Below are 21,965 nucleotides of genomic sequence, written 5' to 3' on the forward strand. Positions count from 1 at the left end.
GAGTATTGATGCTGAGATTACTCGAAGACAAGATTGCGACACCCCTGGGGCCGCTGTGGGTTATCACGGATGAAGCGTTTAATCTGCGGGCTGTTGAGTGGGAAGAGCACAGCGACCGGATGGTTGAGCTGCTCAACATCCATTATCGTGCCGAGGGTTACGAGCGCATCACCGCCCGTAATCCTGGCGGGCTGAGCGATAAACTGACGGCCTACTTCGAGGGCGATCTCGGCATTATTAATACCCTGCCAACCGCCACGGCGGGCACCCCTTTTCAGCGCGAGGTGTGGCAGGCGCTGCGTAATATTCCCTGCGGGCAGGTGATGCACTACGGTCAGCTGGCAGAGCAGCTTGGCCGTGCCGGTGCGGCGCGCGCGGTCGGTGCGGCAAATGGCTCTAACCCCGTCAGCATTGTGGTGCCTTGCCATCGCGTGATTGGGCGCAACGGCACCCTGACCGGCTATGCCGGGGGCGTACAGCGCAAAGAGTGGCTGCTGCGTCACGAAGGGTATTTTCTGCTGTAATTCCCAGGCTTTTTGTGCTTAATTTTCTTCCTGTTAGACCAATAATCCTTAATCAATCTGTGGAATTTCAAGGAGATGGCAGCACGTTGCCGTCTCTTGTCTTTATTGGGGGTTTGCCAGGCTTACGTCCTTACCAAAAAGATGTTAAAATTGACCAATATCAATTAAGGCTTGAGCAAACCTATGATCCCGGAAAAGCGAATTATACGACGCATTCAGTCTGGCGGTTGTGCTATCCATTGCCAGGATTGCAGCATCAGCCAGCTCTGTATCCCGTTTACCCTGAATGAGCATGAACTCGATCAGCTTGACAATATCATCGAGCGCAAAAAGCCTATTCAGAAAGGGCAGACGCTGTTTAAGGCGGGAGACGAACTGAAATCGCTCTATGCTATCCGTTCTGGCACCATCAAAAGCTACACTATTACCGAACAGGGCGACGAGCAGATCACCGGCTTCCATCTGGCAGGCGATTTAGTCGGCTTTGACGCCATCGGCAGTGGCCATCACCCGAGCTTTGCTCAGGCGCTGGAAACCTCTATGGTCTGCGAAATCCCGTTTGAGACGCTGGACGATCTGTCCGGTAAGATGCCGAACCTGCGTCAGCAGATGATGCGTCTGATGAGCGGTGAGATCAAAGGCGATCAGGATATGATCCTGCTGCTTTCCAAAAAGAATGCCGAAGAGCGTCTGGCCGCGTTTATCTATAACCTCTCTCGCCGTTTCGCGGAACGGGGCTTCTCCCCACGCGAATTCCGCCTGACCATGACGCGCGGTGATATTGGTAACTATCTGGGCCTGACCGTGGAAACCATCAGCCGTCTGCTGGGTCGCTTCCAGAAGAGTGGCATGCTGGCGGTTAAAGGTAAGTACATCACCATCGAAAACGGTGAAGCGCTGGCCATTCTGGCGGGTCACTCGCGCAACGTGGCATAACTCTCCCGGATATCCCATGCCAGGTCGATAAATTTTCATGATTATTGATCTGGCAAAACTTCCCCCCTGTTTCATTCAAGATATATAGGTTACTCTTTTACTTACAGACTGTGGTGACAGTAGTAAGGAGACCTGTATGGCAAAGTATCAAAACATGCTGGTGGCTATCGATCCTAATCAGGACGATCAGCCGGCATTACGACGTGCTGTGTATTTACATCAACGGATTGGTGGCAAAATTAAAGCTTTTTTGCCGATTTATGACTTCTCATACGAGATGACCACCCTTCTGTCGCCTGACGAGCGCACCGCTATGCGTCAGGGAGTGATCAGCCAGCGTACCGCGTGGATCCGCGAGCAGGCGAAATATTACCTGGAAGCGGGCGTACCGATTGATATCAAAGTGGTCTGGCACAACCGACCTTTCGAAGCCATTATTCAGGAAGTGGTGGCCGGTGGGCATGACCTGCTGCTGAAAATGGCGCACCAGCATGACAAACTGGAATCTGTGATTTTCACCCCAACCGACTGGCACCTGCTGCGCAAATGCCCTTGCCCGGTGTGGATGGTGAAAGATCAGCCGTGGCCTGAAGGCGGGAAAGCCGTCGTGGCGGTGAATCTGGCCAGCGAAGAGGATTATCACAATTCGCTGAACGAGAAGCTGGTGAAGGAAACCATCCAGCTTGCCGACCAGGTTAACCACACCGAAGTCCATCTGGTGGGAGCGTATCCGGTTACGCCAATCAATATCGCCATCGAATTACCTGAATTTGACCCGAGCGTCTATAACGACGCGATTCGCGGCCAGCATCTGCTGGCGATGAAAGCGCTGCGCCAGAAATTCAGTATCGATGAGAACATGACGCACGTAGAAAAGGGGTTACCTGAAGAGGTTATTCCGGATCTGGCGGAGCATTTGCAGGCCGGGATTGTGGTGCTGGGCACCATTGGCCGGACCGGTATTTCTGCCGCATTCCTGGGGAATACCGCCGAGCAGGTGATCGACCATCTGCGCTGCGACCTTCTGGTCATCAAACCGGATCAGTATCAGACGCCGGTTGAACTGGACGATGAGGAAGACGATTGACCCCCAATATGAAAGCCCGCCGGTAACGGCGGGCTTTTTTTATTGCGCTTCGCTCAACCGTTGCGCAGATGCCTCGTCGTCGGCATTCATCCAGGGCGCGTGCAGAACCATGCTCGGCAGCGCCAGCTTGATCTCCTGCTGGTTCAATCCCTCCAGAATACGGATATTGATCTCCTGCTGAATATCCATGTACTTGTTGTAATCTGCCGTATTAACGATATGGACCACCTCGAAGGTCAGACGATCGCGATCGAAGCCCAGGAAATGGGCGCGGTCAAACTTCGTTTCCCCGACGTCCGTAATGATCTGTTTGACCATCTCCCCCACAGAACGCAGTTTGTCCGGCGCCGTGTCGCTGGCGACCCCGAAGGTAAAGACGATCCGGCGCGTTTGCATCCGCTTATAGTTATGCAGCGTCTGTTGCAGCAGGATGGCGTTCCCGCAGACAATTTGCTCCCCGCTCAGACTGCGGATACGGGTGGTTTTCAGGCCAATGTGCTCTACCGTCCCGGCGACATCGTTAAACACCACAAAATCGCCAATTTCGAACGGCTTATCAAACCCGATAGAGAGCGATGCAAACACGTCGCTCAGGATCGTTTGCACCGCGAGGGCGATGGCAATACCCCCTACCCCAAGGCTCGCAACCAGAGCAGTGATGTTGACGCCCGCGTTAGCAAGAATAGACAGCAGCATCACTGACCAGACAATGGCACGGAGGATAAGCCCCGTGATCACCAGCGTCACCGGGTTTTTATGGCTACCCGGCGCCAGCATGACGTGACGAAGCCACGACACAACCCCCTGATCCATCCACAGCGCCACCTGGATCGCGAAGACCAGAAACCAGGCGTGGCTCACGGTACCAAAGAGATGATCCGGTAAGTCGACGAAGCGCAGGCTGAACAGCAGCGCCACCACAAACAGCAGAAAGCGGCTGGTGCGGTTAAGCATATCCGTCAGGATAAAACGCATCCGGTTGGTGGTAGGGTGCTTGTCGCCCCAGGTAGTGATCCCTTTCTTAACGAAGGCGATCAGGCGCGTCAGCAGCCAGTACACCAGCAGAGTTACAAAGACCACCGTGGCGACGCCGATCCAGAAAGACGGCGTCATCATCAGCTCAATGATGTCGAAGCGGGACAAAAATCGCATTACACCTCCTCGTATTACACAAAGGGTAAAGTATAGACAGAGGAGAAAAGCTGGCCGCAGAAATAAGAAAACCGCCCCTGGGGGCGGTTTGTCAGGTTGAAGCGAAATTACAGCGCTTTCAGGATCGCATCCACGCTGGCCTTGGCGTCGCCAAACAGCATGTGGGTGTTCTCTTTGAAGAACAGCGGGTTCTGTACGCCAGCATAACCGGTGTTCATCGAGCGTTTGAAGACAATGACGTTCTGCGCCTTCCACACTTCCAGAACAGGCATTCCCGCAATTGGGCTACGCGGATCGTCCTGCGCCGCCGGGTTAACGGTGTCGTTGGCGCCAATCACCAGCACGGTGTCGGTGTCGGCGAAATCATCGTTGATCTCGTCCATTTCCAGCACGATGTCGTAAGGCACCTTCGCTTCCGCCAGCAGCACGTTCATGTGGCCTGGCAGACGCCCCGCCACCGGGTGAATACCAAAGCGAACCTTGATACCGCGCGCGCGCAGTTTCTCGGTGATTTCCGCCACCGGATACTGCGCCTGCGCCACCGCCATGCCGTAGCCTGGGGTGATGATGACAGAATGCGCGTTTTTCAGCATCTCTGCGGTGTCTTCTGCACTGATTTCACGGTGCTCGCCCACTTCTTCGTCAGAGCCGGTTGATGAACCGTCCGAACCGAAGCCACCCGCGATGACGCTGATAAACGAACGGTTCATCGCCTTACACATGATGTAAGACAGGATGGCACCGGAAGAACCAACCAGCGCACCGGTGACAATCAGCAGGTCGTTGCTGAGCATAAAGCCTGCCGCCGCCGCCGCCCAACCGGAGTAGGAGTTCAGCATGGAGACAACCACCGGCATATCTGCCCCGCCGATAGACGCCACCAGATGCCAGCCGAACGCCAGCGCGATGAGGGTCATCACCAGTAACGCCAGCACCTGCAAGCCTACGCTTTCGGTACGCACGAAGACCACCAGCAGCACAAAGGATACGACCAGCGCCGCCAGGTTCAGCTTATGGCGGTTAGGCAGCATCAGCGGTTTAGAAGAGATCTTCCCGCGCAGCTTACCGAACGCCACAATCGACCCGGTGAAGGTCACTGCACCGATGAAGATGCCGAGGAACACTTCGGTCAGATGGATGTTAACCAGAATCGGCTCCAGGCCCGGTTCGTGGTACAGGTAGCTGTTGAAGCCCACCAGCACCGCCGCCAGACCCACGAAGCTGTGCAGAATGGCAACCAGCTCCGGCATCTCGGTCATTTCAACGCGTTTCGCCAGACGAATACCAATCGCGCCGCCGATGATCATCGCCACCAGGATCCACGCCACGTTGCCGGTGTCCGGCCCGAAGATAGTGGCAATCAGCGCAATCGCCATCCCGGCGATACCAAAGTTATTTCCCTGCTGAGACGTTTCGTGTTTGGAAAGCCCCGCCAGACTGAAAATAAACAGGATTGCAGCAACAATGTATGCGGCTGTAACTAATCCTCCAGACATATGCTACCCCTTAGCCTTTACGAAACATTTTCAGCATGCGCTGAGTCACGGTGAAACCACCGAAAATATTGATACTGGCGATCAGCACCGCAATAAAGCTCAGGAAGCTGATCCAGCCGCCGTGACCAATTTGCAGCAATGCCCCAACCACGATAATCCCGGAGATGGCATTGGTGACCGACATCAATGGCGTATGCAGCGCATGGGAGACGTTCCACACGACGTAGTAACCCACCACGCAGGAGAGCGCGAAGACGGTGAAATGGCCGAGGAACTCTTTTGGCGCAACATCTGCCAGCCAGCCGAACAGGATAATAACCAGCGCCATAATGGCGTACTTGCGCCACGGTGACGCAGGTTTCGCTGGCTCTACGGGTTCTGGCGCCGCTTTCGGGGCGGCCTGAGGCTGAGCGGAAACCTGAATTGGCGGTGCGGGCCAGGTGATTTCACCTTCACGCACCACGGTAACGCCGCGCACCACCACATCATCAAAATCAACGGTGATGTTGCCGTCTTTCTCTTTGCAGAGCAGCTTCAGCAGGTTAACGAGGTTCGTGCCGTACAGCTGAGAGGACTGGGTTGGCAGACGTCCTGGCAGGTCGGTATAACCGATCACCTTCACGCCGTTCGCGGTCGTCGTGACCTGGTTTGGCACGGTATACTCACAGTTACCGCCGTTTTGCGCCGCCAGATCGACGATAACGCTGCCCGGCTGCATGGAATCCACCATCTCACGGGTGATCAGCTTCGGCGCCGGTTTACCCGGAATAAGCGCGGTGGTGACAATAATGTCCACCTCTTTTGCCTGCGCAGCAAAAAGCGCCATTTCCGCCTTGATAAAGGCTTCAGACATGACCTTCGCGTAACCATCACCGCTGCCCGCTTCTTCCTTGAAGTCCAGCTCAAGGAACTCGGCGCCCATACTCTGCACCTGCTCCTTCACTTCTGGACGGGTGTCAAACGCACGAACAATAGCGCCAAGGCTGTTTGCGGCCCCGATAGCGGCAAGACCTGCCACACCGGCACCAATCACCATCACTTTCGCGGGCGGTACTTTGCCTGCCGCCGTAATTTGACCGGTAAAGAAGCGCCCAAACTCATGCGCAGCTTCGACAATAGCGCGATAGCCAGCAATGTTCGCCATCGAGCTGAGCGCATCCAGAGACTGCGCGCGCGAAATACGCGGTACGGAGTCCATCGCCATCACGGTGACACCGCGTGCCGCCAGCTTCTCCATCAGCTCCGGGTTTTGGGCGGGCCAGACAAAGCTCACAAGCGTCGTGCCCGCGTTCAGCAGTTCAATTTCACTCTCTTCCGGTGCGTTGACCTTCAGAATGATGGGTGATTGCCAGACCTCAGCACCGTCCACAACGTCCGCGCCAGCCTGAATAAAGGCTTCGTCATCGAAACTCGCCAGTTTGCCCGCGCCGCTTTCAATCGCGACGGTAAAACCCAGTTTAAGCAGTTGCTCCACCGTTTTTGGTGTTGCCGCTACGCGGGTTTCATTGGCTAACCGTTCTTTTGGTACCCCAATACGCATAGTTTTCCCTTCCATCGGTTTTTGATGATGGTTTGTCGATAATTGCCCGCGGTTTGTATCAATTTTCGCCATCGCGATAACGACGGAGAATGATTAACCCCGGAAAATAAAACAGTAACAAACTTTCTATAACCTACTGAAAATAGCGCCCGTGATCTACCGCCAGAAAACACTATTTCTTACTTTATCTGTGAAAAATAAGCGATCGGGCTCACTGACAGAGATATTTACCTTCAATTCGCCTTCAGGACCGATAAATCGCGCAAGCGAAGCGGTAAAAACATGATATAGCGCCATAAAAGAACAACTCATTAACATTAAATTAACTTGTAAAAGTCATATGCTTAATCAGTTTTGCTTGTCAAACGCCTGTTTTTTCCACATATCACAAAATGTTATCGAATCAGGTCCATTGGTGAGCACAGGCTGTGAAAAATGCCGCAGACAGCAACGGGTGTTAAATGCCATAATCGGGACCGTCTCAAATTAACAACAACACCAGTACATGGTTTGCGCAAGGCGAAGGATTATTTTTATGAAGCTTAAGAACACACTCCTGGCGTCCGCACTTCTTTCCGCGACCGCCCTGTCTGCGAATGCCGCGACAGAGTTAACGCCGGAGCAAGCGGCAGCGTTAAAACCTTTTGACCATACGGTCATTGTGGGCCGATATAACTCCATTGGCGATGCCGTCGCCGCCGCATCAAAAGCCGCCGATAAAAACGGCGCTGCCTCGTTTTACGTTGTTGACCAGTCCGATCAAGGCAACAGCGGCAACCAGCGCGTGACGATTGCGCTGTACAAAGAGAACGCCCCAAAAGCGGATGAACAGAAAAACCGCGTGATTAACGGCATTGTTGAACTGCCGAAAGATCAGGCTGTTCAGCTGGAACCGTATGACACCGTGACCGTTCAGGGCTTCTACCGCAGTCAGCCTGAAGTCAACGATGCCATCACCAAAGCCGCAAGAGAGAAAGGCGCTTACGCGTTCTATATCGTGCGTCAGGTTGATGCCAACCAGGGTGGAAACCAGCGCATTACCGCCTTCATCTATAAACAAGATGCGAAAAAACGCGTAGTGCAAAGCCCGGATGCCATTCCTGCGGATTCAGACGCGGGCCGTGCCGCATTAGCAAAAGGCGGTGAGGAAGCGAAGAAAGTTGAAATCCCGGGCGTAGCCACGTCTGCGGCACCAAGCGCTGAAGTGGGCCGTTTCTTTGAAACCCAATCCACGAAAGGCGGTCGTTATACCGTTACGTTACCAGACGGCACGAAAATTGAAGAGCTGAACAAAGCCACTGCCGCGCAGATGGTGCCGTTCGACAGCATCAAGTTTACGGGCAACTATGGCAACATGACGGAAATCTCTTATCAGGTGGCGAAGCGTGCTGCGAAGAAAGGCGCGAAGTATTACCACATTACCCGCCAGTGGCAGGAACGTGGTAACAACCTGACCATCAGCGCCGATCTGTACAAATAACAAAACGGTTTCATAAAGGCGGCGCAGTGCCGCCTTTTTTGTTACTTTTTTTCTGATTTCTGCCACACGTCATTGCATGCATCCTTCACACTCCGTAAAATCCCGCGCCTTAGCGTGATCCACCATTTTTATGCGCCTTAGCGAAATAATTATTCTGGATTTGGACTTTTCATAACAGGAAGCCAATGGAAAAGAAACTTGGCCTGAGTGCTTTAACTGCACTTGTATTGAGCTCAATGCTGGGCGCGGGCGTATTCAGTTTGCCGCAGAACATGGCGGCCGTCGCCAGCCCGGCCGCATTACTGATTGGCTGGGGCATTACCGGTGTCGGGATTTTGCTGCTGGCGTTCGCCATGCTGCTGCTGACCCGTATCCGACCGGATCTGGACGGCGGAATATTCACTTACGCCCGGGAAGGTTTCGGCGAGCTGATCGGCTTCTGCTCCGCCTGGGGTTACTGGCTGTGCGCGGTGATCGCCAACGTCTCCTATCTGGTTATCGTCTTCTCGGCGCTCAGCTTCTTTACCGACACGCCCGAACTGCGCCTGTTTGGCGACGGCAATACCTGGCAGTCCATCGTCGGCGCCTCGGTCCTGCTGTGGATAGTTCACTGGCTGATTTTGCGTGGCGTCCAGACCGCAGCCAGCATTAACCTGGTGGCGACGCTGGCCAAGCTGGTGCCGCTTGGCCTGTTCGTCGTGCTGGCCTTCCTCGCCTTCCGTCTCGATGTCTTTACGCTCGATTTCAGCGGCATTGCGCTGGGCGTCCCCGTCTGGGAACAGGTGAAAAATACCATGCTGATCACCCTGTGGGTGTTCATCGGCGTTGAAGGTGCCGTCGTGGTCTCTGCCCGCGCGCGTAACAAGCGCGATGTGGGACGCGCCACGCTGTTGGCCGTACTGGCGGCGCTGGGCGTTTATCTGCTGGTGACGCTGTTGTCGCTCGGCGTGGTGGCCCGCCCTGAACTGGCGGAAATGCGTAACCCATCCATGGCCGGGCTGATGGTGAAAATGTTGGGCCCCTGGGGGGACGTGATTATCGCGGCGGGTCTGATTGTTTCCGTTTGCGGCGCCTATCTGAGCTGGACCATTATGGCAGCGGAAGTCCCGTTCCTGGCCGCCACGCACAAAGCGTTCCCGCGCCTGTTTGCCCGTCAGAACAAAAACAGTGCGCCATCGGCCTCTCTGTGGCTGACCAACATCAGCGTGCAGGTCTGTCTGGTGCTGATCTGGCTCACAGGATCGGACTATAACACGCTGCTGACCATCGCCTCCGAGATGATTCTGGTACCCTATTTCTTAGTGGGCGCATATCTGTTAAAAATTGCGACCCGCCCGGCACACTATGCGGTAGGCGTCGGCGCCTGTATTTACGGTCTATGGTTGTTGTATGCTTCCGGACCGATGCATCTGCTGCTGTCCGTGGTGCTCTACGCGCCGGGCCTGCTGGTGTTTATCTACGCTCGCCGTACACATCAGCTTGATAATGCCCTTAAGCGCCGCGAAATGGCATTGATAGGTTTGCTGTTAGTCGCTGCCGTACCGGCAACGTGGATGTTAATGGGATAGCGCCGCCTGTCCCATTGTTGAACTGAAAAGGAGATTACGATGGGACACACGCAGCAACGCCCAATATTGATCACTGGCGCAGGCCGTCGCATTGGCCTCGCCCTCGCCCATCACTTTCTCAATCTTCGCCATCCGGTTATCGTCAGTTACCGCACGGAATATCCCTCCATTGAAGGGCTACGAAATGCCGGAGCAGTCTGCATTCAGGCGGATTTCTCCACAGATGAAGGTATTCTCGCCTTCGCGGACAAAGTGAAGTCGACCACCCACGGACTGCGGGCGGTTATTCACAACGCCAGTACCTGGCTTCCTGAAAAAGCCGGACATTCGCTCAGTGAAACGCTCGCCTGTATGATGCAGATCCACGTTAATGCGCCTTATCTGCTCAACCATGCCCTCCAGGATCTGCTGCGCGGGCACGGCCATGCCGCAGGCGACATTATCCATTTCACCGATTACGTGGTTGAGCGAGGAAGCGATAAACACATCGCCTACGCGGCCAGCAAAGCGGCGCTGGATAATATGACCCGCTCGTTCGCGCGCAAGCTGGCCCCCGAGGTGAAGGTCAACGCGATTGCTCCGGCAATGATTTTATTTAATGAGGGCGATGATGCCGAGTATCGTCAGCAGGCGCTCAACAAGTCGTTAATGAAAATTGCGCCCGGCGAGAAAGAGGTGATCGACCTGATCGATTATCTGCTGACCAGCTGTTACGTTACGGGCCGAACGTTTGCCGTGGACGGTGGCCGCCCGCTGCGCTAGTGGACGCGGCTCCAGAAAAAGATGAGCACCCAGGCGCTGAGGCACCAGCAGACTACCGCCCCGCCCAGCGCCAGGGGCAGACGCAAAAAACCGGTGAAGTACCACAGCGACAGCAGATAAATAAAATACGGGATGATTGACCACATCCCGAACACAATCGTGGCGCGCAGCGCCTCAATACCCCGCTCAGAGGCCACAATATAGTGCGCAATTAGCGCAAAGGTGGGAAAAAGCGGGATCAGCCCGGCAATATAGTAGTTCTTCGTTTTAGCCAGCACCCCAATCAGCAGTACCACCAGCGCACCCAGCGCGGCTTTGATCACCAGCCCCATACTTTTCCCTTAACATTCAAATAACATTCCCGAGCAGGATAACGGAACTCCGGCTAATTTTGAAAGATTAATGGAAGGTTAAGGTTGCGCGGTGTATGTTGACGTTTTTCGCGATGACAGACGTTGTATGAATAAGATTGTTTATGTTGAAGATGAACCCGAGGTAGGGCAATTAATTGCCGCTTATCTGGGTAAACATGATATGGAAGTGGTTGTCGAGCCTCGTGGCGATCGCGCTGAAGACGTCGTCACCCGCGAAAATCCGGATCTGGTGTTGCTGGACATCATGCTGCCCGGGAAAGATGGCATGACGCTCTGCCGGGATTTACGCGCGAAATGGGACGGCCCGATCGTACTGCTGACCTCCCTGGACAGTGATATGAATCATATTCTGTCGCTTGAGATGGGCGCGAATGATTACATCCTCAAAACCACGCCGCCTGCGGTTCTGCTTGCCCGTTTACGCCTTCATCTGCGTCAGCGTGCCAGCGCTGACCGTGAAGCGCCTGTGCCCTCTTTAACGCCGCATAAAGCGATGCGTTTTGGCACGCTTTCTATCGACCCGGTCAACCGACAGGTTATGCTTTCCGGGGAGCTGATTGCGCTCTCAACCGCAGATTTTGACCTGCTGTGGGAACTGGCAACCCATGCAGGACAAATTATGGACCGGGATGCATTGCTGAAGAATCTGCGCGGCGTAAGTTACGACGGAATGGATCGTAGCGTTGATGTGGCGATTTCACGTCTGCGTAAAAAATTGCTGGATAGCGCCACAGAACCCTACCGGATTAAAACCGTGCGCAATAAAGGCTATCTGTTTGCACCGCACGCCTGGGAAACCTGAAAAAGGAAATACACAGGATTATTCAAAAATAACTCACGATGCATCGATAGTGTTATCAGTGCTGTCGAAATCGATCGATTATATGCATCGTCAGTTATGAAATCCCCCTGGTTCTCATCCCTCTCCCCCATTCTATTTCAGCGTGCATTTTAGCCTAAACGAAAGTATATCTAATGTATTTCATTGCCAGTGTACAATATATATTCAGGCGCTCGCGCGCCTTCATCGATCAAAAATCCGTCACTTAAATGCACATTGTGCTAAATCTGAACTTTACAGTCGACTTAATAATTTCCTTATCCGTATGAAAACAAAGGGGATAGTAGCGAGCATGTAAATAATATCGATCATTTTCAACAGCTTACGTGTTTGCAGAAATCTAATTCTCATGCTAAACCTTATACTCTCTCAATTATTTAATGAAAGAGGTATAGCGATGTCATGGAGAGTCATTAGCTCGGTAATTTGTCCTAACACGGGGATCGTTTATTCAAGCATCTTGGGACTCAAGTTCTTGAAACTCATCATTTGGTATGAAAGCGATGTCTATTTGTACCCCGGTGACAGGATATATCCGACAAAGAATGGCGTCTTCATTAATGGTGTTTTCAAGCCTATATCGATATACAACATATCACCTTACAACGAGATGTTGTGGAGTGAAATCAAAAACAAAATGGCCTGCCCATACAATCGAAATCAGGAAGACGAGATATGCACATACGCTGTGCATTGCAATGCGCGAAAATGCCCGCATGGGTTTGCCACGAATCCACTGATTGTCAGCACAGATAAATCCAGACATTAACGAAAATCGGGAATATGAAGAGGGTGATAATTAATAATTCTGCTGCACTGCCTTAGTCCGGATAAATCGCCGTGACTATAGCCCTAATGCCAACGCCGGGAGCATTAGGGCTGTAGTCACGTTCGGCAATTCAGGCTTCCTGAACATAATTAATGTTAACATTCATTTTTTAAAAAGCCATCTGGAAGGCCAAAATAAAAATTGCTAATTAACCCTGCCCGTGCATTAATGGTCTCGTTAGTCTGCTCATCTGACAGATTAACACGTTGCATGACAATTCTCATAACCAGGCGCTATCGCTGATATCCCCTCCTTTTGAGTCCATACCTTCACATTATATTTTTATTAGCTTTTCTGTCACATCGAAAATGTTCAAATGGAGTTTTTATGTCATCAAAAATTTTAGGTCTGGTTAAGTGGTATAAGGAAGATAAAGGTTTTGGTTTTATCTCCCCTGTAGATGGAAGCAAAGATGTTTTCGTGCATTTCTCTGCCCTTCAGGGGGAAAATTTCAAAACACTTTTTGAAGGACAGAAAGTGGAATTTATCATCGTAAGCGGCGATAAAGGCCCTGCTGCTGCGAATGTAACGCTTTGCGATAAATGATATTAACAAGGACCCGCGATAACGATGATGGTTTTCCCTGACCAGACAGGGCCTTGTTTATGAGGTCAGACGACCTCAAAAGCATCATCTCTTCCACTTATTGTATGCGTATTTCTTCAGAGACGCTGAGAGGATTTAAACAAAGCGCTACAGTAAGGACAGACAAGTTGCGCCCCCTTTTGTATGCGAGTGAAACTGTGCTCTGACTCTTTAGCGCAGTTTGGACATGAACATTTGACTAAATAATTGCGACGGAATTGCGAGTTTTTACGTCCCGACATAGGCTGCTCCTGAATGAAAAGGATTGCCACCATACACGTTAAGGCAGGATATTGCTTGCTTTTATTTTCCAAAGCGCGCAAAAAATGGAAGGTAGTCTCACTTCTGGAACATTCTTACCTTGCCCAATCACAAAGAGATGCAGAGTGATATATGAAAAAGGTGATCGTTTTTTTTAATGCCAATCCCAGCAAAGTCATTATCGTGCTTAAGGGCATAACGTCCGTACGCCAGACTTATCCGAATGGCGAAGAAATTAATCTTCAGATCATGACTGCAAGCTTTCCGTCGTTGACCGGCGATCATGATTCTCTGTATGTTGCTTCAGACAGAGAACTTACCTCTCAGGACATATCTGATGTTGCCAAACAATATTTATAATATTTTCTGACACGCGTTCGGTTTATAACACAGCATTTATTTCACTCAGAATGATAAAAATACGCTCCATCATTATTATTGCCTGCTTAATGCAGGCTTTTTTACAAGATTACCCTAAAGGTTAGCCCGCTTACGCGGGCTTTTAAGGCAGCTTGCCTACAGAGGGTAACGCAAAGTCGCGTACAGTTCAGCGCCAGAGGGCAGATCTTCACCGCGCACAGCTAAGACCCTTGCCCCGGTAGCCATTGCCCGTTTAGCGATCTCGTCGATGATAACGTAACTGTTTTCTCTGTCGTCCAGTGATAGTAAGCCATCCTCGTCAATGGTTCCCTTTAATGCGCTTTCGATATTAACCAAAAGCAGCTCGATAGCCCCAAAAGTAGCGGCGCGGGCGGCATCCGATATCTCCTGAGTCACCCGCCGTTGACCTGCGCGGATTTCGAAACGCGTTTTAAGGGAATCTAACTGCACCTGATAATAGTAGTCCAGTAAGGGACGTACCTGGGATACCAGGTCAGTTAAACCGATATGTTCAGCGTTAGTGAATAAGGTTTCGTCGGTAAGGTTCGACAGAGAATTGGTTGCACGATATATAGAGGCTAAAGGTTCGGCAGCGACTAAAAAAAGCGGGTGATCGTGGCTGGCAAACAGAGGACGCAAGGCTTGATCTATCTTTCGGGTGTATTGCGCGAGTCGTACCTTATGATGCACAGCGCCATGATGATGGTCGTTTAATGCCGCTTCGGTCATTGCGTCGCGTCTGCATGTCGGCATGTTCGGCACGTCTACTTCTTCAGGGGGAACATCCGGGAAAAACTCAATTAGCCGAGCTTCGTTCACTGATAACGCCAGGATATACGCAGAGTGCGGGAACGTAAGCGCACGTAACAGCGGCTTAAGGTAAAAGCGTTCGCTTACTTCAAGCTGGTCAGATAAATTGTTCGCTAAACGGTAAGTCGTAATGCTTTCCGGTGTCGCCAGAATGGCGAGGCTTCTGGCGTGGCAATCCCAAAACTCAACATCTTCCAGCACCGAACAGAGTTCTTCTTCGAGCATGGCTAAACGGCGTTTATCAACGCCTTTTTCTTCAACCTGCTGCAAAGCCTCTTTGATAAAGTTGCCTAACTGAATTTTGCTCGCATCTAAATTATGCCGGATCGGGGAGGTGCCCAGGTAGATAGAGACGCAGGCATCGGAGCGAATATCATATAAATGGGAAAACTCTTCACGGCCAGGAATATCAACATATAACATATACTACCTCAAGAAATTACGTTTTAAGTAAAATTACGCCACCCGTATTAAGCTTTATGTCATCTCGACTGAATATATTCTTTATGGGTAGGAATTTATTGTTTCGTGCAGTGAGTTAACTCTAGCCTTCCCCCCTTAGCAGAACTAAGGGGGGAGTAAATCATCGAACGACAAGTACAGAGCATTCAGCGTGCCTTACTACTGAAGCGGTCGTCGATCCGAGCAGAAATTTAGTAAGTTTGTCGCGCCGCGAACTAATAATAATCAGGTCGGCTGAGAGCTTATCCGCCATTTCAAGGATTTTGTCTTTTGGGGAACCTGCCGTGACATGAATGAAGGTTTTCACACCAGGAATCTCGAAGTTTCTGACTGTTTTTTCGAGGGTTTTTCTTGCATCATCTACGAGTTCATCGATCGATGGGATGTGGATGGAGTGACGCCCACCCAGCGCGGGGTAATACGGGAACGGCTGTACAACTGATAAAAAATGTATTTCAGCAGTATCAAACCGTGATTCATTTTGCGTATGGGTAATAATAGTGTGAGCTAACTCACCTTCTGTCACATCAATAGGTACGAGTAATCTTCTGGTCATAAATCCTCCATTATTTATAATTATTCAATTTATTTTGATGGTAGTACCAGAGATAATCCAATCAGTTATCTCTATGAGGTATGAAAGATATTGCCCATTAAATATATCCCTTTTTTGTTTGATTCAACTTAAACGTTTTTTAAACAAAAAAAAGATAAATAATAAAGCATGCAACAAATTAATTTATTTAATGTGACAGATGTTCTTATAATGATCTATATCAAATAATTTATATGAGGCTTGTTATATGAGCAAAGGGTTAGAAAGTACAACTGTGACAAAACACATCCTTTAATTTAGTAATTCCGAATATTTATCGAGGCCGTATATTTACATTCTTCTGGTTTGAAAATAGCAATAAGCCACACGAAAAATGGCAGCATTCGAACCAGAAGCACAACATGCCGCAACGTCCGCTCCTTGTACAAAGTGGGCTAACGCGTACCTAACCCTGAGCAGACCGGTAGCAGTTATAGCAGCAGTATTGATGCTCACCACAAAGCTGGAGTTGTCGGCAGGCGCTAATCCTGCTTTCATAGCGAATCAAATGGGACATGTGAATGCCCCTGTAGTGCCCCTGAAGGTAAAAAGTAAAGTAGTTAACTATTTGATTCTGCGGTGATGCTTAATGAAAAAGCTGTTTGTGCAGTTTTATCTCCTACTGTTTGTCTGCTTTCTTGTGATGACCATGCTGGTCGGGCTGGTCTATAAATTCACCGCAGAGCGCGCGGGCAGGCAATCCCTCGACGATCTGATGAAAAGCTCGCTCTACCTGATGCGTAGCGAGCTGCGAGAAATTCCTCCCCATGACTGGGCACGCACATTGAAAGAGCTGGATCTGAATCTGTCATTTGATCTGCGGATCGAACCCATGAAGGATTTTGATTTAGCGCCGCCTGCGATGCAGCGTCTGCGTGACGGAGATATCGTCGCACTGGACGAGAAATATACCTTCATTCAGCGTATTCCCCGCAGCCACTATGTCCTGGCCGTCGGGCCGGTGCCCTATCTCTATTACCTGCACCAGATGCGCCTGCTGGATCTCGCTCTGCTCGGCTTCATTGCCATCTCGCTCGCTTTCCCCGTGTTCATCTGGATGCGACCGCACTGGCAGGACATGCTGAAACTGGAATCCGCCGCACAGCGTTTTGGGGAGGGTCATTTGACTGAACGCATACATTTCGACAGCGGCTCCAGTTTTGACCGTCTCGGTATTGCTTTCAACCAGATGGCCGATAACATTAATGCCCTGATTGCCAGCAAGAAACAGCTGATCGACGGCATTGCCCATGAACTGCGCACTCCGCTGGTACGCCTGCGTTATCGCCTGGAGATGAGCGAGAACCTCACCAGTGCGGAATCGCAGGCGCTCAATCGGGATATTGGCCAGCTTGAAGCGCTGATTGAAGAGCTGCTGACCTATGCCCGCCTCGATCGGCCTCAGACGGAGTTGCACCTCAGTACGCCGGATCTCCCCGTCTGGCTACAGACGCATATTGACGATGTACAGAGCGTTAACCCGCAGCGAAAACTGCTGACAGCCATTACCCCCGGGGCGTACGGCGGGCTGGACATGCGTCTGATGGAGCGCGTGCTGGATAATCTGATGAACAACGCCATGCGCTACAGCGAATCTACGCTGCGCATAGGTTTAGATTTGCAGGGAAGCCAGGCGATTTTGTGTGTGGAAGACGATGGCCCCGGCATTGAGCCAGCTGAGCGTGAAAAAGTTTTCGAGCCGTTTGTGCGCCTCGACCCCAGCCGCGACCGTGCTACCGGCGGCTGTGGTTTGGGGCTGGCTATTGTCCGTTCCATTGCCCAGGCGATGGGTGGTTCGGTTCGCTGTGAAGCGAGCGAGCTGGGCGGAGCCCGTTTCGTCTTTAGCTGGCCGATCTATCACAACCTCCCCCTTCCCGTACCTGCCTGACATACACCGCACGCTGGCCTGACCCGGCGTGTTGTGCTATATCTTTAGTATGTTGTAACTAATTAAGGTTTACCATGGCGACTTACGATCTCATCGAAAGGCTGAACACCACATTTCGGGAAATAGAGCAGGCGTTACTGACCCTGACGGGGCAACTACAGGACTGCCGCCTGCTGGCCGCACGCGTCTTTTCCCTGCCCGACGTGGCGAAAGGCGCGGAACACGACCCGCTGAACACCATTGAGGTGACACAGCACATCGGTAAGGCGGCGCTGGGCCTGACGTTGCAGCACTATCGCCGCCTTTTCATCCAGCAGCAGTCCGAAAACCGCAGCAGTAAGGCCGCCGTTCGCCTGCCCGGCGTCATCTGTCTGCAAACGGATACCGCAACGCGTGAAGCAATTGAGGCAAAGATTACGCATATCAATACGCTGAAAGCCGCCTTCGAAAAGATTGTGACCGTTGAGTCCGGGCTGGCACCCGCGGCCCGCTTTGAATGGGTGCATCGCCAGCTTCCGGGGCTGATCACCCTGAATGCTTACCGCTCGCTGACGGTACTGCGTCACCCCGCCACGCTGCGCTTCGGCTGGGCCAACAAGCACATCATCAAAAATTTCACGCGCGATGAGATCCTGGCGCAGCTTGAGAAAAGCCTGAAATCACCAAGGACGGTCGCCCCGTGGTCACGGGAACAGTGGATTGAACGGCTGGAGCAGGAGTACCACAGTATTGCCTCTCTGCCAGCTGATACGCGTCTTAAAATAAAGCGACCGGTGAAGGTGCAGCCTATCGCCCGCGTCTGGTATGCCGGACAGCAGAAGCAGGTGCAATACGCCTGCCCGACGCCGCTGATTGCGCTCTACGATGCCGATCAGGGAGAGGTGGTGCCGGATATCGGGGAACTGCTTAACTACGATGCGGAAAACGTTCAGCATCGCTATAAACCCCAGGCGCAGCCGCTACAGTTGATTATTCCGCGACTGCACCTGTATGTGGCGCCGTGATTATCTGAGGCTGCCCACCATCGCTTCCGGGCGGACCCAGGCATCAAACTCGGCGTCCGTCAGGTAGCCCAGCGCCAGCGCAGAGGCTTTCAGGGTCAGCCCCTCTTTGTGCGCTTTTTTAGCGATTTCGGCCGCTTTGTCATAGCCGATATGGGTGTTCAGCGCCGTTACCAGCATCAGGGATTCATTCAGCAACTGGCTGATTCGCTCGCGATTTGGCTCAATGCCCACCGCACAGTGCTCGTTAAAGCTCTCCATGCCATCAGCCAGCAGACGAATCGATTGCAGCACATTGTGGATCACCATCGGGCGATAAACGTTTAGCTCGAAGTTACCCGACGCGCCGCCCATATTGACCGCCACATCATTACCCATGACCTGACAGCACAGCATGGTCATGGCTTCGCACTGCGTCGGGTTCACTTTACCTGGCATAATGGAGCTACCTGGCTCGTTTTCCGGAATGCTGATTTCGCCGATGCCACAGCGCGGGCCGGAGGCCAGCCAGCGGACGTCGTTGGCAATTTTCATCAGCGAGGCCGCCAGCCCTTTCAGCGCGCCATGGGTGTGAACCAGCGCATCACAGGTCGCCAGCGCTTCGAATTTATTCGGGGCGGTAACAAACGGCTGCCCGGTGATCTTCGCCAGCTCTTCGGCCACGCGGACCGCGTACTCGGGATGGGTGTTCAACCCGGTGCCAACCGCCGTTCCGCCGAGCGCCAGCTCCGCCAGATGCGGCAGGCTGTTGTCGATATGCTTAAGATTGTGCTCAAGCATCGCCACCCAGCCGGAGATCTCCTGGCCGAGCGTCAGCGGCGTGGCGTCCTGAAGGTGTGTACGACCAATTTTAACAATGTCGCGGAAAGACTGCGCTTTCTCGTTAAGCGTAGATTTGAGCACGTTGAGCTGCGGGATAAGCTGCTCGCGGATAGCGATGACGGCCGCCACGTGCATGGCCGTCGGGAACACATCGTTGGAACTCTGGCTTTTGTTCACGTCATCGTTAGGGTGGATCTTCCGCTCCATGCCGCGCACGCCGCCAAGCAGTTCGCTTGCGCGGTTCGCCAGCACCTCGTTCATGTTCATGTTGCTCTGGGTGCCGGAACCGGTCTGCCAGATGGCAAGGGGGAATTCGTCGGGATGTTTGCCCGCCAGCACTTCGTCGGCGGCATTGATGATGGCGGTGGCTTTATCGGCGTCCAGCAGGCCCAGATCCTGATTCACCTTGGCGGCAGCGCGTTTGGTCAACGCCAGTGCCTGGATGAGCGAGACGGGCATTTTCTCTGTCGAAATGCGGAAATGCTCCAGCGAACGCTGGGTTTGCGCGCCCCATAGCTTGTCGGCCGGGACGTCGATAGCGCCCATGGAGTCTTTCTCGCGGCGATGCATTGTCATTACTTACTCCTTGATAACAAAGATGGGATTGCTCACATGCTTAAGAGATAAGTATTGATGACTTCTGAGAAACGTTATGGCGCTTTGTGCGCTCTTTTTGATGTCGGGTGGCGGCTGCGCCTTACCCGACCTACGAGAATGCAGGCCGGGTAAGCGACAGCGTCACCCGGCACTTTACAGAATTACTTCACACACGCCGAACACTGAGACGACTGGATCTGTTTGAAGAAGTCGTTACCTTTATCATCCACGAGGATGAACGCCGGGAAGTCTTCCACTTCAATTTTCCAGATCGCTTCCATACCCAGTTCCGGGTACTCCACGCACTCGAGGCTCTTGATACTGCCCTGTGCCAGCACCGCCGCCGGGCCGCCGATGCTGCCGAGGTAGAAGCCGCCGTGCTTGTGGCACGCGTCCGTCACCTGCTGGCTGCGGTTGCCTTTCGCCAGCATGATCATGCTGCCGCCGTTGGCCTGCAACTGGTCGACGTAGGAGTCCATACGGCCCGCCGTGGTTGGGCCTAACGAGCCGGAAGCATATCCATCAGGCGTTTTTGCCGGGCCTGCGTAGTAGATCGGGTGATCTTTAATGTACTGCGGCAGCCCTTCGCCGTTGTCCAGGCGCTCTTTCAGCTTCGCATGGGCGATGTCGCGACCCACGATAATCGTCCCGTTCAGGGAAAGGCGCGTTGAAACCGGATATTGCGAAAGCTGCGCCAGGATCTCCTTCATTGGGCGGTTCAGGTCAACGCGTACCGCTTCTCCCTCACCTGCTTTACGCAGTTCTTCCGGGATATATTTACCCGGGTTGTTCTCCAGTTTTTCGATCCAGATGCCGTCGCGGTTGATCTTCGCTTTGATGTTTCGGTCCGCGGAGCACGACACGCCCATCCCCACCGGACAGGAAGCACCGTGGCGCGGCAGGCGGATCACGCGAATGTCATGCGCGAAGTATTTGCCGCCAAACTGCGCGCCCAGTCCCAGATTCTGCGCTTCGGCCAGCAGTTCCTGCTCAAGCTGCACGTCGCGGAACGCCTGACCGTGTTCGTTACCTTCCGTTGGCAGGCCATCGTAATACTTGGTTGAGGCCAGCTTGACGGTTTTCAGGGTGCTTTCAGCGGACGTCCCGCCAATCACAAAGGCGATATGGTACGGCGGGCAGGCCGCGGTGCCGAGGGTGCGCATCTTCTCGACCAGATAATTCTTCAGCTTGCCCGGAGTGAGCAGCGCTTTGGTTTCCTGGTAAAGATACGTTTTGTTGGCTGAACCGCCGCCTTTGGCGATGCAGAGGAATTTGTACTCGTCACCGTCGACGCTGTAGAGGTCAATCTGCGCAGGCAGGTTGGTGCCGGTGTTGACCTCTTTGTACATATCCAGCGCCGCGTTTTGGGAATAGCGCAGGTTGTCTTCGGTGTAGGTGTTGTAGACGCCGCGCGCCAGCGCCGCTTCGTCACCGCCGCCGGTCCAGACGCGCTGGCCTTTTTTGCCGGTGATAATCGCCGTGCCGGTGTCCTGGCAGGTTGGCAGAATACCTTTCGCCGCGATATCAGAGTTACGCAGGAATTGCAGCGCGACGTATTTGTCGTTCTCGCTGGCTTCCGGGTCGTTCAGGATATCGGCAACCTGCTGCTGATGCGCCGGACGGAGCATAAAGGACGCATCGTGGAAGGCTTGCTGCGCCAGCAGCGTCAGCGCCTGCGGGTCAACTTTGAGGATCTCCTGCCCTTCAAACTCAGAGACAGAAACGTAATCGCGGGTTAACAGGTAATACTCGGTCTGATCCTTACTGAGGGGGAAAGGATCCTGATAATGGAAGGGTTTATTCGACATTGTTCTCTCACTTACTGCTTCGGTCTGTTTATTCAGGGCAGATGTTCCGCTGCCCGGCTTAAAAGCGAGTCAGCTTATCCTACACAATTTTTTAACAAAAACTGAGACTAGTACGACTTTTTACATCCGCAGGTTACTTCCAATCGGTTTATTGCTTTAATACGCG

Annotated in this window: 21 protein-coding genes; 12 read left to right on the top strand and 9 right to left on the bottom strand. The window is 52.7% G+C overall.

Features of this window, described 5'->3' with window-relative positions; genetic code table 11:
• Positions 1-8: 8 nt before the first annotated feature.
• The 3 genes from ogt (at position 9) to uspE (ending at position 2,547) form a co-directional block, all read left to right on the top strand.
• A complete protein-coding gene (ogt, locus tag BH712_RS03605) occupies positions 9-524 on the top strand; it encodes a methylated-DNA--[protein]-cysteine S-methyltransferase (RefSeq protein ID WP_006808915.1) in 516 nt (171 codons plus the stop codon).
• A gap of 183 nt (positions 525-707) precedes the next feature.
• Entirely contained in the window at positions 708-1,460 is a 753-nt protein-coding gene (gene fnr / locus BH712_RS03610) for a fumarate/nitrate reduction transcriptional regulator Fnr (protein WP_000611906.1), read from the top strand.
• Positions 1,461-1,596: 136 nt separating this feature from the next.
• Positions 1,597-2,547 (top strand): universal stress protein UspE, encoded by a 951-nt coding sequence (gene uspE, locus BH712_RS03615; protein ID WP_006808916.1) that lies wholly within the window; start codon positions 1,597-1,599, stop codon positions 2,545-2,547.
• Positions 2,548-2,586: 39 nt separating this feature from the next.
• Here uspE and BH712_RS03620 read toward each other — a convergent pair whose 3' ends face one another.
• The 3 genes from BH712_RS03620 to pntA form a co-directional block, all read right to left on the bottom strand.
• Positions 2,587-3,699: a mechanosensitive ion channel family protein gene (locus BH712_RS03620; RefSeq protein ID WP_001211781.1), complete on the bottom strand. Its 1,113-nt coding sequence runs from the start codon at positions 3,697-3,699 to the stop codon at positions 2,587-2,589.
• Between the two features lie 107 nt (positions 3,700-3,806).
• Positions 3,807-5,195 carry a Re/Si-specific NAD(P)(+) transhydrogenase subunit beta gene (gene pntB, locus BH712_RS03625; RefSeq protein WP_000014023.1) on the bottom strand — a complete coding sequence of 463 codons (1,389 nt, stop codon included), beginning with the start codon at positions 5,193-5,195 and terminating at the stop codon, positions 3,807-3,809.
• A gap of 10 nt (positions 5,196-5,205) precedes the next feature.
• Positions 5,206-6,735, bottom strand: coding sequence for a Re/Si-specific NAD(P)(+) transhydrogenase subunit alpha (pntA, locus tag BH712_RS03630; RefSeq protein WP_032673495.1), 1,530 nt, complete (start codon positions 6,733-6,735; stop codon positions 5,206-5,208).
• Between the two features lie 535 nt (positions 6,736-7,270).
• Here pntA and ydgH point away from each other — a divergent pair.
• From ydgH to folM, 3 genes are all read left to right on the top strand, one after another.
• Positions 7,271-8,215 carry a DUF1471 family protein YdgH gene (ydgH, locus tag BH712_RS03635; RefSeq protein WP_000769339.1) on the top strand — a complete coding sequence of 315 codons (945 nt, stop codon included), beginning with the start codon at positions 7,271-7,273 and terminating at the stop codon, positions 8,213-8,215.
• A 185-nt stretch (positions 8,216-8,400) separates the two neighbouring features.
• A complete protein-coding gene (locus BH712_RS03640; protein ID WP_003857548.1) occupies positions 8,401-9,783 on the top strand; it encodes an amino acid permease in 1,383 nt (460 codons plus the stop codon).
• 39 nt (positions 9,784-9,822) lie between these two features.
• Positions 9,823-10,545 carry a dihydromonapterin reductase gene (gene folM / locus BH712_RS03645; protein ID WP_003857550.1) on the top strand — a complete coding sequence of 241 codons (723 nt, stop codon included), beginning with the start codon at positions 9,823-9,825 and terminating at the stop codon, positions 10,543-10,545.
• On the opposite strand, the gene BH712_RS03650 is transcribed toward folM, so the two are convergent.
• Positions 10,542-10,877: a GlpM family protein gene (locus BH712_RS03650; protein WP_006808919.1), complete on the bottom strand. Its 336-nt coding sequence runs from the start codon at positions 10,875-10,877 to the stop codon at positions 10,542-10,544. The two genes, folM and BH712_RS03650, sit on opposite strands and share 4 nt — an antisense overlap.
• Positions 10,878-11,004: 127 nt before the next feature.
• On the opposite strand from BH712_RS03650, the gene rstA reads away from it, so the two are divergent.
• From rstA to BH712_RS03665, 3 genes are all read left to right on the top strand, one after another.
• Positions 11,005-11,721, top strand: coding sequence for a two-component system response regulator RstA (gene rstA / locus BH712_RS03655; RefSeq protein WP_032673496.1), 717 nt, complete (start codon positions 11,005-11,007; stop codon positions 11,719-11,721).
• Between the two features lie 436 nt (positions 11,722-12,157).
• Positions 12,158-12,529 carry an anti-adapter protein IraM gene (gene iraM / locus BH712_RS03660; protein ID WP_032673722.1) on the top strand — a complete coding sequence of 124 codons (372 nt, stop codon included), beginning with the start codon at positions 12,158-12,160 and terminating at the stop codon, positions 12,527-12,529.
• Between the two features lie 387 nt (positions 12,530-12,916).
• A complete protein-coding gene (locus tag BH712_RS03665) occupies positions 12,917-13,135 on the top strand; it encodes a cold shock domain-containing protein (RefSeq protein WP_006808922.1) in 219 nt (72 codons plus the stop codon).
• A 116-nt stretch (positions 13,136-13,251) separates the two neighbouring features.
• Here BH712_RS03665 and BH712_RS25070 read toward each other — a convergent pair whose 3' ends face one another.
• Positions 13,252-13,449: a YnfU family zinc-binding protein gene (locus BH712_RS25070; protein WP_306421539.1), complete on the bottom strand. Its 198-nt coding sequence runs from the start codon at positions 13,447-13,449 to the stop codon at positions 13,252-13,254.
• Between the two features lie 118 nt (positions 13,450-13,567).
• Here BH712_RS25070 and BH712_RS03670 point away from each other — a divergent pair, with 118 nt between their 5' ends.
• Positions 13,568-13,795: a hypothetical protein gene (locus tag BH712_RS03670; RefSeq protein WP_006808923.1), complete on the top strand. Its 228-nt coding sequence runs from the start codon at positions 13,568-13,570 to the stop codon at positions 13,793-13,795.
• A gap of 156 nt (positions 13,796-13,951) precedes the next feature.
• On the opposite strand, the gene BH712_RS03675 is transcribed toward BH712_RS03670, so the two are convergent.
• Together BH712_RS03675 and uspF are read right to left on the bottom strand one after the other, a co-directional pair.
• Positions 13,952-15,049 (bottom strand): baeRF11 domain-containing protein, encoded by a 1,098-nt coding sequence (locus BH712_RS03675; protein ID WP_006808924.1) that lies wholly within the window; start codon positions 15,047-15,049, stop codon positions 13,952-13,954.
• A 160-nt stretch (positions 15,050-15,209) separates the two neighbouring features.
• Positions 15,210-15,644: a universal stress protein UspF gene (uspF, locus tag BH712_RS03680; protein WP_006808925.1), complete on the bottom strand. Its 435-nt coding sequence runs from the start codon at positions 15,642-15,644 to the stop codon at positions 15,210-15,212.
• A 628-nt stretch (positions 15,645-16,272) separates the two neighbouring features.
• Here uspF and rstB point away from each other — a divergent pair.
• On the top strand, positions 16,273-17,571 hold the full coding sequence (gene rstB / locus BH712_RS03685) for a two-component system sensor histidine kinase RstB (RefSeq protein ID WP_006808926.1): 1,299 nt from the start codon (positions 16,273-16,275) through the stop codon (positions 17,569-17,571).
• A gap of 74 nt (positions 17,572-17,645) precedes the next feature.
• Positions 17,646-18,575, top strand: coding sequence for a DNA replication terminus site-binding protein (gene tus / locus BH712_RS03690; RefSeq protein WP_006808927.1), 930 nt, complete (start codon positions 17,646-17,648; stop codon positions 18,573-18,575).
• Here the strand turns inward: tus and fumC are convergent, their stop codons facing one another.
• Positions 18,576-19,970 (bottom strand): class II fumarate hydratase, encoded by a 1,395-nt coding sequence (gene fumC / locus BH712_RS03695; protein ID WP_006808928.1) that lies wholly within the window; start codon positions 19,968-19,970, stop codon positions 18,576-18,578.
• Positions 19,971-20,152: 182 nt separating this feature from the next.
• Positions 20,153-21,799, bottom strand: a complete 1,647-nt coding sequence (gene fumA, locus BH712_RS03700) for a class I fumarate hydratase FumA (RefSeq protein ID WP_006808929.1) — start codon at positions 21,797-21,799, stop codon at positions 20,153-20,155.
• Between the last annotated feature and the right edge of the window lie 166 nt (positions 21,800-21,965).

Source organism: Enterobacter hormaechei ATCC 49162 (assembly GCF_001875655.1).
Taxonomy (GTDB): domain Bacteria; phylum Pseudomonadota; class Gammaproteobacteria; order Enterobacterales; family Enterobacteriaceae; genus Enterobacter; species Enterobacter hormaechei.

Bases quoted from the DNA above. Each gene is read 5' to 3' on its own strand.
- uspF (WP_006808925.1), bottom strand. From the start codon at position 15,644: ATGACCAGAAGATTACTCGTACCTATTGATGTGACAGAAGGTGAGTTA.
- tus (WP_006808927.1), top strand. From the start codon at position 17,646: ATGGCGACTTACGATCTCATCGAAAGGCTGAACACCACATTTCGGGAA.
- BH712_RS03640 (WP_003857548.1), top strand. From the start codon at position 8,401: ATGGAAAAGAAACTTGGCCTGAGTGCTTTAACTGCACTTGTATTGAGC.
- fnr (WP_000611906.1), top strand. From the start codon at position 708: ATGATCCCGGAAAAGCGAATTATACGACGCATTCAGTCTGGCGGTTGT.
- BH712_RS03675 (WP_006808924.1), bottom strand. From the start codon at position 15,049: ATGTTATATGTTGATATTCCTGGCCGTGAAGAGTTTTCCCATTTATAT.
- iraM (WP_032673722.1), top strand. From the start codon at position 12,158: ATGTCATGGAGAGTCATTAGCTCGGTAATTTGTCCTAACACGGGGATC.
- pntA (WP_032673495.1), bottom strand. From the start codon at position 6,735: ATGCGTATTGGGGTACCAAAAGAACGGTTAGCCAATGAAACCCGCGTA.
- BH712_RS03650 (WP_006808919.1), bottom strand. From the start codon at position 10,877: ATGGGGCTGGTGATCAAAGCCGCGCTGGGTGCGCTGGTGGTACTGCTG.
- folM (WP_003857550.1), top strand. From the start codon at position 9,823: ATGGGACACACGCAGCAACGCCCAATATTGATCACTGGCGCAGGCCGT.
- BH712_RS03620 (WP_001211781.1), bottom strand. From the start codon at position 3,699: ATGCGATTTTTGTCCCGCTTCGACATCATTGAGCTGATGATGACGCCG.
- rstA (WP_032673496.1), top strand. From the start codon at position 11,005: ATGAATAAGATTGTTTATGTTGAAGATGAACCCGAGGTAGGGCAATTA.
- uspE (WP_006808916.1), top strand. From the start codon at position 1,597: ATGGCAAAGTATCAAAACATGCTGGTGGCTATCGATCCTAATCAGGAC.
- rstB (WP_006808926.1), top strand. From the start codon at position 16,273: ATGAAAAAGCTGTTTGTGCAGTTTTATCTCCTACTGTTTGTCTGCTTT.
- BH712_RS03665 (WP_006808922.1), top strand. From the start codon at position 12,917: ATGTCATCAAAAATTTTAGGTCTGGTTAAGTGGTATAAGGAAGATAAA.
- ydgH (WP_000769339.1), top strand. From the start codon at position 7,271: ATGAAGCTTAAGAACACACTCCTGGCGTCCGCACTTCTTTCCGCGACC.
- BH712_RS25070 (WP_306421539.1), bottom strand. From the start codon at position 13,449: ATGGTGGCAATCCTTTTCATTCAGGAGCAGCCTATGTCGGGACGTAAA.
- fumA (WP_006808929.1), bottom strand. From the start codon at position 21,799: ATGTCGAATAAACCCTTCCATTATCAGGATCCTTTCCCCCTCAGTAAG.
- pntB (WP_000014023.1), bottom strand. From the start codon at position 5,195: ATGTCTGGAGGATTAGTTACAGCCGCATACATTGTTGCTGCAATCCTG.
- ogt (WP_006808915.1), top strand. From the start codon at position 9: ATGCTGAGATTACTCGAAGACAAGATTGCGACACCCCTGGGGCCGCTG.
- fumC (WP_006808928.1), bottom strand. From the start codon at position 19,970: ATGACAATGCATCGCCGCGAGAAAGACTCCATGGGCGCTATCGACGTC.
- BH712_RS03670 (WP_006808923.1), top strand. From the start codon at position 13,568: ATGAAAAAGGTGATCGTTTTTTTTAATGCCAATCCCAGCAAAGTCATT.